At 66.2% G+C, this 13,395-nt stretch carries 13 protein-coding genes; 8 read left to right on the top strand and 5 right to left on the bottom strand.

Annotated features, from left to right (window positions below):
- Nucleotides 1-16: 16 nt before the first annotated feature.
- Nucleotides 17-649, top strand: coding sequence for a phosphoribosyltransferase (locus BLW05_RS15700; protein ID WP_093163895.1), 633 nt, complete (start codon nucleotides 17-19; stop codon nucleotides 647-649).
- Between the two features lie 82 nt (nucleotides 650-731).
- Here BLW05_RS15700 and metK read toward each other — a convergent pair whose 3' ends face one another.
- Nucleotides 732-1,913, bottom strand: coding sequence for a methionine adenosyltransferase (gene metK, locus BLW05_RS15695; protein WP_093163893.1), 1,182 nt, complete (start codon nucleotides 1,911-1,913; stop codon nucleotides 732-734).
- A 181-nt stretch (nucleotides 1,914-2,094) separates the two neighbouring features.
- Between metK and BLW05_RS15690 the strand changes: the two genes are divergently transcribed.
- Both BLW05_RS15690 and BLW05_RS15685 read left to right on the top strand, forming a co-directional pair.
- Nucleotides 2,095-2,985, top strand: coding sequence for a lysophospholipid acyltransferase family protein (locus BLW05_RS15690; RefSeq protein ID WP_093163892.1), 891 nt, complete (start codon nucleotides 2,095-2,097; stop codon nucleotides 2,983-2,985).
- A complete protein-coding gene (locus tag BLW05_RS15685; protein WP_093163890.1) occupies nucleotides 2,982-3,866 on the top strand; it encodes an LpxL/LpxP family acyltransferase in 885 nt (294 codons plus the stop codon). Before BLW05_RS15690 ends, BLW05_RS15685 begins: the two co-directional genes overlap by 4 nt.
- A gap of 108 nt (nucleotides 3,867-3,974) precedes the next feature.
- On the opposite strand, the gene BLW05_RS15680 is transcribed toward BLW05_RS15685, so the two are convergent.
- Both BLW05_RS15680 and yihA read right to left on the bottom strand, forming a co-directional pair.
- The gene (locus tag BLW05_RS15680) at nucleotides 3,975-4,886 is read right to left on the bottom strand and encodes an alpha/beta fold hydrolase (protein ID WP_093163889.1); all 912 of its coding nucleotides are present in this window, start codon (nucleotides 4,884-4,886) and stop codon (nucleotides 3,975-3,977) included.
- A 72-nt stretch (nucleotides 4,887-4,958) separates the two neighbouring features.
- Nucleotides 4,959-5,696 (bottom strand): ribosome biogenesis GTP-binding protein YihA/YsxC, encoded by a 738-nt coding sequence (gene yihA / locus BLW05_RS15675; RefSeq protein ID WP_093163887.1) that lies wholly within the window; start codon nucleotides 5,694-5,696, stop codon nucleotides 4,959-4,961.
- A 70-nt stretch (nucleotides 5,697-5,766) separates the two neighbouring features.
- On the opposite strand from yihA, the gene BLW05_RS15670 reads away from it, so the two are divergent.
- The 5 genes from BLW05_RS15670 to BLW05_RS15650 all read left to right on the top strand — a co-directional run bounded on the left by BLW05_RS15670 (nucleotide 5,767) and on the right by BLW05_RS15650 (nucleotide 11,841).
- Complete coding sequence (locus BLW05_RS15670) at nucleotides 5,767-6,435, top strand: c-type cytochrome (protein WP_093163886.1); 669 nt, start codon at nucleotides 5,767-5,769, stop codon at nucleotides 6,433-6,435.
- A 104-nt stretch (nucleotides 6,436-6,539) separates the two neighbouring features.
- Nucleotides 6,540-8,681 (top strand): cytochrome c biogenesis protein ResB, encoded by a 2,142-nt coding sequence (locus BLW05_RS15665; protein WP_093164087.1) that lies wholly within the window; start codon nucleotides 6,540-6,542, stop codon nucleotides 8,679-8,681.
- Nucleotides 8,678-10,075 (top strand): c-type cytochrome biogenesis protein CcsB, encoded by a 1,398-nt coding sequence (gene ccsB, locus BLW05_RS15660; RefSeq protein ID WP_093163884.1) that lies wholly within the window; start codon nucleotides 8,678-8,680, stop codon nucleotides 10,073-10,075. Before BLW05_RS15665 ends, ccsB begins: the two co-directional genes overlap by 4 nt.
- Before the next feature lie 106 nt (nucleotides 10,076-10,181).
- Entirely contained in the window at nucleotides 10,182-11,180 is a 999-nt protein-coding gene (gene msrP, locus BLW05_RS15655) for a protein-methionine-sulfoxide reductase catalytic subunit MsrP (protein ID WP_093163883.1), read from the top strand.
- 13 nt (nucleotides 11,181-11,193) lie between these two features.
- Nucleotides 11,194-11,841, top strand: coding sequence for a protein-methionine-sulfoxide reductase heme-binding subunit MsrQ (locus BLW05_RS15650; protein ID WP_093163881.1), 648 nt, complete (start codon nucleotides 11,194-11,196; stop codon nucleotides 11,839-11,841).
- A gap of 22 nt (nucleotides 11,842-11,863) precedes the next feature.
- Here BLW05_RS15650 and lysA read toward each other — a convergent pair whose 3' ends face one another.
- Nucleotides 11,864-13,147 (bottom strand): diaminopimelate decarboxylase, encoded by a 1,284-nt coding sequence (gene lysA / locus BLW05_RS15645; RefSeq protein ID WP_093163880.1) that lies wholly within the window; start codon nucleotides 13,145-13,147, stop codon nucleotides 11,864-11,866.
- On the bottom strand, nucleotides 13,144-13,386 hold the full coding sequence (locus BLW05_RS15640) for an LPS translocon maturation chaperone LptM (RefSeq protein WP_093163878.1): 243 nt from the start codon (nucleotides 13,384-13,386) through the stop codon (nucleotides 13,144-13,146). The genes lysA and BLW05_RS15640 overlap by 4 nt, the downstream gene beginning before the upstream one ends.
- Nucleotides 13,387-13,395: the final 9 nt, after the last annotated feature.

Here is a 13,395-nt window from a genome sequence, read left to right as displayed (position 1 = left end):
GCCGCAAGGAGTTCGGATGCAATACAAGGATCGGCGTGATGCTGGCCGCCGGCTCGCCAAGGCGCTCGATGCCTGGCGCGGGCGGTCCGAGGTGCTGGTGCTGGCCTTGCCGCGTGGCGGCGTGCCGGTGGCGTGGGAAGTGGCGCATGCGCTCGGTGCGCCGCTCGATGTGCTCGTGGTGCGCAAGCTGGGCTTTCCGGGCCAGGAGGAGTTCGCGATGGGCGCGATCGCGTCGGGCGGCATTCGCGTGATGAGCGAGATGGAGGGGGGCTGGCCGGTGTCGGACCGACAGATCGAAGCCGTCGTGGCACGCGAACAGGCCGAGCTGGAGCGGCGCGAACGCCGCTATCGCGCGGGCCGTCCGCCGCTCGAGATGGCTGGACGGGTCGTGATCCTTGTCGACGACGGCCTGGCGACCGGCGCGACCATGAGCGCTGCGGTCAAGGCGGCGCGAGCGGCCAGCCCGGCTCGCGTCGTGGTCGCCGTGCCGGTGGCCTCGGCCGAGGCCGTCCAGAGCGTGGGCGCGCTGGCCGACGAGGTGGTCTGCCTCTACACGCCCGAGCACTTTCGCGCGGTGGGCCTGTGGTACGAGGACTTCACGCAGACCCGTGACGAAGAGGTGGAGGAGATGCTGTCCGGCAGCGCCTGAGCCCCCATGAAAAAAGCCTGTGGATGCCGCAGCATCTACAGGCTTCGGGCTTCAGCCTTTGTGAGGCCGAACGCAGATCGCGTCAGAGACCGGCGGCGGCGCGCAGGACGGCAGCCTTGTCCGTGCGCTCCCAGGTGAACTCGGGCTCTTCGCGGCCGAAGTGGCCGTAGGCAGCGGTCTTGCTGTAGATCGGGCGCAGCAGGTCGAGCATCTGGATGATGCCCTTCGGGCGCAGGTCGAAGTGCTCCTGCACCAGCTCGGCGATCTTCTCGTCGGAGATGACGCCCGTGCCTTCGGTGTAGACCGTCACGTTCATCGGGCGGGCCACGCCGATCGCGTAGGCAACCTGGATCTGGCACTGACGCGCGAGGCCCGCGGCGACGATGTTCTTGGCGACGTAGCGCGCCGCGTAGGCGGCCGAGCGGTCGACCTTGCTCGGGTCCTTGCCCGAGAACGCGCCGCCGCCGTGCGGGCAGGCGCCGCCGTAGGTGTCGACGATGATCTTGCGGCCGGTGAGACCGCAATCACCTTGCGGACCGCCAATGACGAAGCGGCCGGTCGGGTTGATCAGGTACTTGGTTTCCTTCAGCCACTCCTTGGGGAGCACCGGCTTGATGATTTCCTCGACGACGGCTTCGACGAACGAGGACTTCATCTTGGTCGGCGTCTCGCTCTGGTCGGGGTGGTGTTGCGTGGAGAGCACCACGGTGTCGATGCTGTGCGGCTTGCCGTCGACGTAGCGCATCGTGACCTGGCTCTTGGCGTCCGGACGCAGGAACGGCAGGCGGCCGTCCTTGCGCAGCTGGGCCTGGCGCTCGACGAGGCGGTGCGCGTAGTAGATCGGCGCGGGCATCAGTTCGGGCGTCTCGTCGCAGGCGTAGCCGAACATCAGGCCCTGGTCGCCGGCGCCGGTGTTCAGGTGGTCGTCGCTCGCGTGGTCCACGCCCTGCGCGATGTCGTTGGACTGCTTGTCGTAGCAGACCATGACCGCGCAGCCCTTGTAGTCGATGCCGTAGTCGGTGTTGTCGTAGCCGATGCGCTTGATGGTGTCGCGCGCGACCTGGATGTAGTCGACGTGCGCGTTGGTGGTGATTTCACCGGCCAGGACGACGAGACCCGTGTTGGTCAGAGTCTCCGCAGCAACGCGCGAGCGGGGGTCCTGGGCAAAGATCGCGTCGAGGATTGCGTCCGAGATCTGGTCGGCCACCTTGTCGGGATGGCCTTCGGAAACCGATTCGGAGGTGAAGAGAAAGTCGTTCGCCATTCGAGAAAACTCCAAAAATAAGTTGGTTGGCGCGTTGCCAGCCTCATGGAGCTTTGGCGAACGCTTTAGCAGTTGGGTTTAACGTCGCCCTGCAAGTAGTTCCATAACTCGGCGACAATTCGTATTCTATTCGAGCCGCGCCCTTTGTTGCGTGCGCGCCATCTTTTCACCCCCTGCTTCGATGATCACTTTGTTTCGATTGCTCGCGCGCGTGCCGCTGCCCTGGATGCATGCGGTCGGCGGCTGCATCGGGTGGCTGGTCTGGTGGATGGCGCCGGACTACCGCAGGCGCTTCAAGCAAAACGCCGAAGCGGCCGGCTTCACGCCGGAGCAGTACCGCCCGGCGATTGCCGCGGCGGGCAAGATGGTGGGGGAGCTTCCGCTCGTCTGGTCGCGGCCCCATGGGCAGAGCCTGCTCCCGCACATCGTGCGATGGGACGGCATCGAGGCCTTCGAGGCCGCGCTCGCGGCACGAAAGGGCGTGATTCTCGTGTCGCCGCACCTGGGCAGCTGGGAGACCTTCGGGCAGGCGGTGGGCGAACGGTTCTTCGAGACCTACGGCCCGATCACGGCGCTCTTCCGCCCCGCGCGCAAGCAGTTCATGGCGGACCTGATCGCCGGCTCGCGCGACCGCCCGGGCCTGCAGACCTTGCCCACGACCGTGGCCGGTGTGCGCGGCCTCATCCGCACGCTGCGCAGCGGCGGCTACACCGGCATCCTGCCGGACCAGGTGCCGCCGCTCGGGCAGGGCGTCTGGGCGCCATTCTTCGGTCGTCCTGCCTACACGATGACCCTGCTGCCCCGGCTTGCTCAGCAGACCGGCGCCCGCGTCTTCCTGGGCGTGTGCGAGCGGCTGCCGCGTGGCGCGGGCTATGCGATCCGTTTCGAGCCCTTCGACGGCACGGCGATGAGCGATCCCAAGGCAACGCCCGAGGCCGCCGCGACCGCGATGAACGAAGGCATCGAGCGACTGATCCGCAGCCTTCCCGGCCAGTACGTCTGGGACTACGCGCGCTACAAGCAGCCGCGCGAAGACATCGTGACGGCCGACCGCCCGAAGGGCGCGGCATGAGGCTGACATCGAGACTCGGCATCGGATTCATGCGGGCGCTGGCCCATGTGCCGCTGCCTCTGGTGCGCGGCTTCGGGGCGGCCATGGGGCACCTGCTGTACGTGCTCGCGAAACCTCGCCGGCGAGTCGTCGATGCCAACCTGGCCGTGTGCTTTCCCGAAAAGTCGGCCGACGAGCGCAAGCGCATCGCGCGCGAGACCTTCGTCTACGCCGCCCAGTCGTTCCTCGACCGGAGCTGGCTCTGGCATGCGCCTGAGCACGTGGTGGCCAGCCGGCTGAAGGTCGTGGGGTCGGCGGGCGAAATCGACGCGCTCGCCAACGGCCACGAGCCGACCATCCTGTTCGCGCCTCACTTCTACGCCCTGGATGCCGCGGCCACGGCGCTGACGATGCACACCCGGCGCCCTTCCACCACCATCTACACGACCCAGCGCGATCCGATGATCGACGCCTGGGTCAGCGAGGGCCGCAGGCGCTTCGGCAACGTGACGACCCTGAATCGCGTCGACGGCATCAAGCCGATCGTCGCGGGGCTTCGCAAGGGCGGCATCCTGTACCTGCTCCCCGACATGGATTTCGGCCGCGACCAGACGGTGTTCGTGCCGTTCTACGGGGTGCAGGCGGCGACCATGCCGTCGCTCTCGCGCTTTGCCCGGCTGGGTCGGGCGCGCGTGGTGCCGGTGCTCTCGCGCTTCACCCGGGGCGGCTACGAGATCGAGCTCCTGCCGGCGTGGACGAACTTCCCGACCGACGACCTGATGGCCGACACCGCCCTCATGAACAAGCGGCTGCAGGGCTACATCGACACCATGCCCTCGCAGTACTACTGGGTGCACCGGCGCTTCAAGACGCGCCCCGAGGGCGCCCCGCCCGTGTATTGAGCTCGCCCCCAGGCTGCGCGCACTTCGTGTCGCGCGCGCCTTACCCCTACCGGGGGGCGACACCGGCGGCCCGGCAAAGCCGGTTCCGCAGTGTCTCTGGTTCTTGGGTTAGCTGGCGCGATCGAGGAAGGCCTTGATCTCGCGGGCGACGAGTCCCGGTTGCTCGTGCACGATCCAGTGGGTCGCGCCCGGAACCTTCCGCACTTCGAGTTGCGGCACATAGTCTTCGAGGCCGTCCAGCAGGCCCGGCAACAACGCTGCGTCATCGAGTGCCCACAGGACCAGGGTGGGCGCGGCGACCGTCAGCCGGTCTTTCGGCAAGGCCGGGATCTGCGCGGTCTGGCCGGGCATCGCCGGCTTCAGCGGCGTGACGCGGTAGAGGTTGCATGCGCCGGTCAGGCCCGCACGCCAGACCTCCCGGTACTGGTCCTTGACCGCCTCGGTCAGCCAGCCGTAGCCGTCGGGCCCAGCCTTCATCCGGTTGAAGAAGGTCCACATGCGCCGGAAGTCGTCTTCGGAGAGCAGCGCTTCGGCATCGGGCCGCGCGAGGAAGTTCATGTAGGCGCTCGCTGCCTGTTGCGCCGGGTTGTTCAGCAGGTCGCGCGCAAAGGTGCCGGGGTGCGGCGAATTGATGATGACGAGTTTCCCGAGTCGACCGGCGTGCTGGTTCGCGTAGCCCCAGCCGAATGCGCCGCCCCAGTCGTGGGCCACGAGCACGTCGATCCGGCCTGGCACGTTCTCGCTCGCTGCGAGTTCGGCGATATCCTGCACCAGCAGGTGCGGGCGGTAGGCCGCCACGTCGGTGGGCGAGCTCGACTTCTCGAATCCGCGCAGGTTGGGCGCGAGGCAGCGGAAGCCGCCGTTCTCGGGCCGCGCGAAGTATTCGAGCAACTCGTCCCAGATGAATGCGGCCTCCGGGAAGCCGTGCAGGAACACCATCAGCGGACGTCCGGGCGTGCCGGTGGCACGACAGCTGAGGGTGATGCCGTTGGGCAGTTCGCGGGCGAAAGTCTCGATCACGGTGTCTCCTTCATGCCTCGTCAGTGGATGTGCTCGTCCATCCGGGGAAAAAGCGAGGGAGACGCCGCGCGCTCAGGGGCCTTCGTCTTCCGCCTGAGGTGTGCTCGCGGGCTCCCCATCCTCCGGATGGCACCAGCGCCACAGCAGCTCGGCCGCCTCGTCGACGCCTTGCTGCTTGAGCGCGGAGAACAGTTTGACCTCACCGCCGCCGGCTTGCAGTCGCACGATCGACAGCACCTTCGCGCCTTCCGAGCGGGTGAGCTTGTCGGCCTTGGTGAGCAGCACGAGGAACTTCAGGCCCTGTTCCACCCGCGGCCGGATCACTTCGAGCAGGATCTCGTCGAGTTCGGTGAGGCCATGCCGCGGATCGCACATCAGCACGACGCCGCGCAGGTTCTCGCGCGTCATCAGGTAGTTGCCCATCACGCGCTGCCAGCGCAGCTTGGCTTCGCGCGGAACCGCCGCGTAGCCGTAGCCGGGCAGGTCGGCGAGCACGGCGTCGTCGACCTTCTGCTTGCCGACGCCGAACAGGTTGATGTGCTGTGTCCGCCCGGGCGTCTTCGAAGCGAAGGCGAGGCGGGTCTGCTGCGTGAGGGTATTGATCGCCGTGGACTTGCCTGCGTTGGAGCGGCCGACGAAGGCGATTTCCGGCAGATCGAGCTGCGGCAGGTGCTCGAGTTGCGGGGCGCTGGTGAGGAAATGGGCGGTGTGCAGCCAGCCACGCGCGATTCGAAAACGTTCGGCCAGCGCCGGGTCGACGGTGGATTTCGTGTGGGAGGGGGGGGCCGGCTTGCGCGGCGGGGTGGTCATTGATGGGCTTTCTTAGCGGGGCGCCATTGTAGAATCGCCGGGTTTTGCGCCATAAATTCGAGCCCCCGATATGAAGTTGTTTGCCAATTTTCTGCTTGCGGCCCTTCTGAGCGCCGTTGTCAACGTCAGCTTTGCGGCCGACGCACCAACCGAAAAGCCGGCCGCAGCCGCGCCCGCGAAGAAGCCCGACCCGGCGAAAGGCGAAGCCCTCTTCACCACGGCGCCTCCCAATGGCGCAGCCTGCGCTTCCTGCCACAACGCAGACGGCAACTCCGCGATCGCGACCAACCCCAAGCTGGCGCAACAACATCCCGAATACATCTTCAAGCAGCTCCAGGACTTCCAGTCCGGCAAGCGCAAGAGCGCCATCATGAAGCCGATGGTCGCCTCGCTGTCCGAGGAAGACATGCGCAACATCGCCTGGTTCGTGGGCTCGAAGAAGGTCAAGACCGGCTTCGCCAAGGAAAAGGACCTCGTCACGCTCGGCGAGAAGATCTTCCGCGGCGGCCTGGCCGATCGCCAGATCCCCGCATGCGCCGGCTGCCACAGCCCTGACGGCGCAGGCATCCCGTCGCAGTACCCGCGCCTGGGTGGCCAGCATGCCGACTACACGGTGCAGCAGCTCACGCTGTTCCGCGACGGGGCCCGCCTGAACTCGCCGCAGATGACCGGCGTGACCGCCAAGCTCAGCGACCGCGAGATCAAGGCCGTGGCCGACTACATCGCCGGGCTGCGATGAATCCCCGCGGTTCGTCGTGAACTAACCGCCGATAACAAACCCAAACAGGCGGGCCGATCCAGCGAGGATGGCCCGCCTTTTTGCTTTTCGAGACTTCGCTCCCCATGTCGGTCTACACCCACGGTCTTCGAGTCCACCACGGTCCCCGCGCGGCCCGTGCGGCGGTGGAGCTGCTCTCGTCAATGCGCTTCGCGATCGCGCTGCTGACCGTCATCTGCATTGCATCGATCATCGGCACCGTGCTCAAGCAGCACGAACCGATGGGCAACTACATCAACCAGTTCGGGCCGTTCTGGGCCGAACTTTTCAGAACCGCGCGGCTCGATTCGATCTACAGCGCCTGGTGGTTCCTGCTGATTCTGGCGTTCCTGGTCATCAGCACCTCGCTGTGCATCGCACGCAATACGCCGCGCATCGTCGCGGACCTGCGCACCTACAAGGAAAACATCCGCGCACAGAGCCTGCGGGCATTCGGCCAGCGGGCCGAAACGGTTCTTGCCGAAACGCCGGACGTTGCGGCCAATCGCATCGGGCAGCTCCTGGTGAGCGGCGGATGGAAGGTCAAGCTGCAGCACCGCGAGGGCGACGGCTGGATGGTCGCGGCGCGGGCGGGCGGTGCGCACAAGCTCGGCTACATCGCGGCGCACAGCGCGATCGTGCTGGTGTGCCTCGGCGGCCTGCTCGATGGCGACCTGATCGTGCGCGCACAAACCTGGTTCAACGGCAAGAGCGTCTACACGGGCGGCGGGCTGATCGCCGACGTGCCGCCCCAGCACCGCCTGTCGCCGAGCAACCCGACCTTCCGCGGCAACATCCTGGTGCCGGAAGGCGCTCAGTCGAGCGTCGCGATCCTCAACCAGTCGGACGGCGTGTTGCTGCAGGAACTGCCGTTCTCGATCGAGCTGAAGAAGTTCATCGTCGACTACTACTCGACCGGCATGCCCAAGCTGTTCGCGAGCGAAGTGGTGCTCCACGACCGCGAAACCGGCGAGGCGATCCCCGAGCGCATCGAGGTCAACCATCCGGCGAGCTACAAGGGCATCGAGATCTACCAGTCGAGCTTCGACGACGGCGGTTCGAGCGTGAAGCTCAAGGCCGTGCCGATGGCCGCCGCCGCCAAGCCCTTCGAGGTCGACGGCGTCATCGGGACCAGCACCGAGATCACCAACGGCACCGACCGGCTCACGCTCGAGTACGCCGCGCTGCGTGTGATCAATGTCGAGAACTTCGGCGAGGGCGCGGCAGGCGCAATGACCAGCGGTGCCGACGTGCGCAAGGTCGATCTTCGCGGCGAACTCGAATCGCGGCTCGGGGCCGCCAACAAGACGAACAGGCCGAAGGTGCTGCGCAACATCGGGCCCAGCATCGGCTACAAGCTGCGCGATGCGGCGGGGCAGGCGCGCGAATTCCAGAACTACATGGTGCCGGTCGACACCGGCGACGGCCAGCCGGTATTCCTGCTCGGTGTGCGCGAGCGGCCGGACGAACCTTTCCGGTACCTCCGCGTTCCTGCCGACGACAAGGGCTCGATGGACGACTTCGTGCGCATGCGCGAGACGCTGGCGGACGGTGCCGCGCGCTCGCGCGCCATCGACCGCTACATCGCGCGCGTGACCGATCCCAAGCGCCCCGAGCTTGCCGAGCAGCTTCGTGTCTCGGCGGGCCGCGCCCTCGCGCTTTTCGCCGGCGCGGAACGTGCCAAGGCCGATGCGGTGAGCACCGGTGGCTGGCAGGCCATCGCCGAATTCATGGAAGCCAACGTGCCGGAGAGCGAGCGTGAGCGCGCCGGCGCCGTGCTGGTGCGCATCCTCAACGACGTGCTCTTCGAAGTGCTCAATGTGAGCCGCGAGAAGGCGGGCCTGGCGGCGCTGCCCGCCGACGAGAAGACGCAGGCCTATCTGACGCAGGCGGTGCTGGCCATCAGCGACGCGCACTTCTATCCGGCCCCGGTGGCGATGATGATGACGGACTTCAAGCAGGTGCAGGCCAGCGTCTTCCAGGTCGCGCGTGCCCCCGGCAAGAACGTCGTCTATTTGGGCTGCCTGTTGCTGATCATCGGCATTTTTGCCATGCTGTACGTTCGCGAGCGCAGGCTCTGGGTGTGGCTGGCCAAGGACGGCGCTTCCGCGGATGGCACCTCCGCCACCATGGCTTTCTCGGTCAACCGCAAGACCATGGACAGCGATCGCGAATTCGAGCACCTCAAGGACAAGCTGCTCGCCCTCAGGAAAGACACCGCGCCATGACCACGACCACCCTTACGCTCAACGACAGCTGGCTCTCGCGGCGCAATGTGTTCGACTGGATCTTTGCCGTGCTGGTGCTGGCCGGCGGCCTCTTCGCGTTCTCGCGCTACGCGGGCGCGATGGACTACTACGAGAAGACCATCCTGATCGCGGCGATGGCCGCCGCCATCTGGATCGGCTGGTTCTGGCGTCCGTTGCGCGTGCTCGGGATCGTGGTGGCCGGTGCTTCGCTGCTGGCGATCGCGTCCTACCAGGGCGATCTGGCGCGGGCCGACTCGGTGTTCTGGCTCAAGTACTTCCTGTCGAGCCAGTCGGCCATCCTCTGGATGAGCGTGCTCTTCTTCATGAGCACGCTGTTCTACTGGATCGGTTTTTTTGTCGCCGGGCCGCCCCAAGACAAAAACGGCCCCCCCGGGGGGCAGCGAGGACACGAAGTGCCGAGCGTGGGGGCGTTCTCCACCGGCAAGCAGGGCGACACCATGGACCTCATCGGCTCGCGCCTCGCGTGGGCCGCGGTGACCATGGCGTTGGTCGGCACGATGGTCCGCTGGTACGAAAGCCATCAGCTCGGTCCGGACATCGGCCACATCCCGGTCAGCAATCTCTATGAGGTGTTCGTCCTCTTCTGCTGGTTGACGGCGGCGTTCTATCTCTACTTCGAATCGCGCTACCGCACCCGTGCCCTGGGCGCGTTCGTGATGCTGGTGGTCAGCGCGGCGGTGGGCTTCCTGCTCTGGTACACGCTGGTGCGCGATGCACACGAGATCCAGCCGCTGGTGCCGGCGCTGCAAAGCTGGTGGATGAAGCTGCACGTGCCGGCCAACTTCATCGGCTACGGGACCTTCTCTCTTTCCGCCATGGTCGCGTTCGCCTACCTGATCAAGGAGCAGGCGAACGAAACGCGCTGGTACAAGCTGACGCCGATCTGGCTGTTCGGCGTCGCGCTGTGCTTCGTGCCGGTGGCGTTCCGCCAGCGGGCGCAGGAAGCCGGCGGAAGCTACTGGGTCGGTTATGCGGCCATCTCGGCGCTGATCGCCGCCGGCATCCTGCTGGGCCGCCGCCGCATCGCGGCACGGTTGCCGTCCAACGAAGTGCTGGACGACGTGATGTACAAGTCCATCACCGTCGGTTTCGCCTTCTTCACCATCGCCACGGTGCTTGGCGCGCTCTGGGCGGCCGATGCATGGGGCGGCTACTGGAGCTGGGACCCCAAGGAAACCTGGGCGCTGATCGTCTGGCTCAACTACGCGGCCTGGCTGCACATGCGTCTGGTGAAGGGCCTGCGCGGGACCGTCGCGGCCTGGTGGGCGCTGGCCGGGCTGGCGGTCACGACCTTTGCCTTCCTCGGCGTCAACATGTTCCTCAGCGGCCTGCACAGCTACGGCACGCTCTAGCGGGGGCGCGGCAAGTCGGCGTGAACTGAATCAGGATCGCGCGTAACCAAATCGAGGCTGGCAACGAATCTATCCTTGCACGGCAGTTTCTGGTGAAAGGCGATCCATGCTGATTCAATCCCGCGACAGCGGCTTCATTCATCCCCATCCGGGCGACATCACGCCGCGTGGCGTGTACGAGGGACGTCGCGACATGCTCAAGTGGCTGGCGACGGGTGTTGCCGGCGCTGCGATGGCCTCATGGGCATCACGCGAGGCGCTTGCGCAGGCGACTGCGCCCGGAAAGCTGCCGCCGCTTTCCGGCGCCAGGTCGGCCGTCCCCGGCGCGCAGACGATGGAAAAGCTGACGGACTACAAGGACGCCACGAGCTACAACAACTACTACGAGTTCGGCACCGACAAGGGCGACCCGGTCAAGAACGCCGGCACGCTCAAGACCCGTCCGTGGACTGTCGAGGTCGAAGGGCTGGTCAACAAGCCCGGCAAGTACGGCATCGAAGACCTGATCAAGCTCAGCGCGCAGGAAGAGCGCATCTACCGGCTGCGCTGCGTGGAGGGCTGGTCCATGGTGATTCCTTGGGTCGGCTATTCGCTGGCCGAGCTGATCAAGCGGGTGGAGCCACAGGGCAGCGCCAAGTACGTCGAGTTCGTCACGCTGGCCGACCCGAAGACCATGCCCTACGTGGGCTCGCGCATCCTCGACTGGCCCTACACCGAAGGCCTGCGGATGGACGAGGCGATGCATCCGCTCACGCTCTTGACTTTCGGCATGTACGGTGAGGTGCTGCCCAACCAGAACGGCGCGCCCGTGCGCGTCGTGGTGCCATGGAAGTACGGCTTCAAGAGCGGCAAGTCGATCGTGAAGATCCGCTTCGTCGAGAAGGAGCCGGGCACAGCATGGAACAAGGCCGCGGCAAACGAGTACGGCTTCTATTCGAACGTGAACCCCAACGTCGACCATCCGCGCTGGAGCCAGGCCACCGAGCGCCGCATCGGCGACGGGGGTGGCCTCTTTGCGAAGCGCACCAAGACGCTGCTGTTCAACGGCTACGAGGCGCAGGTCGGCCAGCTTTACGCGGGCATGGATCTGAAGAAGTACTACTGATCCGGGCCGCGTCGTGAACAAGCTCCTGATGCATCCGGCGGCCAAGCCGGCGGTCTTCGCGCTTTGCCTGCTGCCGTTCGCCTGGTTGTTCTACGCGGCGTTCACCGACGGGCTCGGCGCGAACCCGGCGGAGCACCTCATCCGCTCGACGGGCGACTGGACGCTGCGCTTCATCTGCATCGTGCTGGCCGTGACGCCGCTGCGGGTCATCACCAAGACCAATGCGCTGGCGCGGTTTCGCCGGATGCTGGGGCTCTTTGCCTACTTCTACGTCGTCGTCCATCTGCTGAGCTACAGCTGGTTCGACATGGGCTTCGAGTTGCAGGACATCGCCAAGGACATCGCCAAGCGGCCGTTCATCCTGGTCGGCTTCAGCGGGTTCGTGCTGCTCACGCCGCTGGCTGCGACCTCTTTCAATCGCGCGATCAAGGCGCTTGGCGCGAAGCGCTGGCAGGCGCTGCACCGACTGGTCTACCTGATTGCGGGCCTGGGCCTGCTGCACTTCTTCTGGATGCGGGCGGGCAAGAACAACTTCGGCGAAGTCTTCGTCTACGCCGCGATCATCGGCGTCCTGCTCGCCTGGCGGGTATGGAATTTCGCCAGCAAGAAGAAGCCGGCACGGCCGTTGGGTGTGCAGCCGCAGCCGCAGCCGACCGAGTGACCCGTCCGCTGCGGCGTGTTGCTCAAGCTTCGAATCGCTCTGCGCGCAACTGGTCGTCGAGCGTTTCGCGGCGGCGGATGAGCGTGGCGCGATCGCCACTGACCAGCACTTCGGCCGCGCGACCGCGGGTGTTGTAGTTGCTCGCCATCGCCATGCAGTAGGCGCCTGCCGAGAGCACCGCGAGCAGGTCGCCCTGCGCGACCTGCAGCTTGCGATCGCGTCCGATCCAGTCGCCGCTTTCGCACACCGGTCCGACCACGTCGTAGAGAACGGCCGATCCATCCTGGCGATCCTTCACCGGGACGATCTGATGGAAGGCCTGGTACATCGCCGGACGGGGGAGATCGTTCATCGCCGCATCGACGATGCAGAAGTTCTTCTCTTCGCCCGGCTTGGTGTAGAGCACCTCCGTCACGCAAACGCCCGCATTGCCCACCAGCGAACGGCCGGGTTCGACGATGAGCCGCCGCTGCCCGAAGCCGCGGGCATCGAGGCGCGTCAGCATCTGCTGCCAGAGCGTATCGGCGCCGGGCGGCGTGTCGCCGTTGTAGTCGATGCCGAGACCGCCGCCGAAGTCGAGGTGGTGCAGCCGGATGCCGGTCTTCTCGATGGCCTCGACGAGATCGAGCACGCGCTCCAGCGCCTCGAGGTAAGGCGATACGTCGGTGATCTGCGAGCCGATGTGGCAGTCGATGCCGACGACTTCGAGGCCCTTGAGGGACGCGGCGTGCTGATAGATCGCCACCGCACGGTCATGCGCCACGCCGAACTTGTTGCCCTTCAGTCCTGTCGAGATGTAGGGATGCGTCTTCGGGTCGACGTTCGGATTGATCCGCACGCTGATGGCCGCGCGACGGCCTTCCTCGAGCGCGACCGCATTGAGCACTTCGAGCTCGGCCTCGCTTTCGACGTTGAAACACCCGATGCCGGCGGCGAGGGCCTGCCGCATCTCGGCGCGCGTCTTGCCGACGCCGGAAAAGATCACCTTGGCCGGATCGGCGCCCGCCGCGAGCACGCGGGCGAGTTCGCCGCCCGAGACGATGTCGAAGCCGCAGCCGGCTTCCGCGAAAACGCGCAGCACACCCAGCGAGGAGTTGGCCTTGATCGCATAGCAGACCATCGCATCGCGGCCCTCGAAGCCACGCTGGTACGCCGCGAGTGCGTCGAGCATCCATTGCTTGGAATAGACGAAGAGTGGGGTGCCGTGCTCGCGCGCCAGAGAGGCGAGGGAAACAGCTTCGACCTGCAGGTCGCCGTTCCTGCGTGCGATGTGGGGGTGTCCTGGAAGACGTGGCGGCTGACTCATTTGTTGGCTCCGGTGGATGCCGGAGCATCGTTTTCGTTTTGCGAGGCGGGGGTTTGCGCGGGCTTCGTCGGCGTTTCGGTCGTGGTGCGACCAGGTATCAGGACCTGGGGCAATGTGGCCCGATCCTTTGCAGCGGGGTCGGTCGGCAAATACAGCGGACCCTTTTGACCACAGCCGGACAAACCGACCCCAACGAGCGCGAGGCCAACGGCGCTCACTAGAATTTGGCGAACAGACATGGCGAAATT

This window comes from Variovorax sp. YR216, assembly GCF_900107745.1.
Lineage (GTDB): Bacteria > Pseudomonadota > Gammaproteobacteria > Burkholderiales > Burkholderiaceae_C > Variovorax.
The sequence above is the reverse complement of the archived record's forward strand: the minus strand, read 5'-3'. Positions and strand labels throughout refer to the sequence as shown.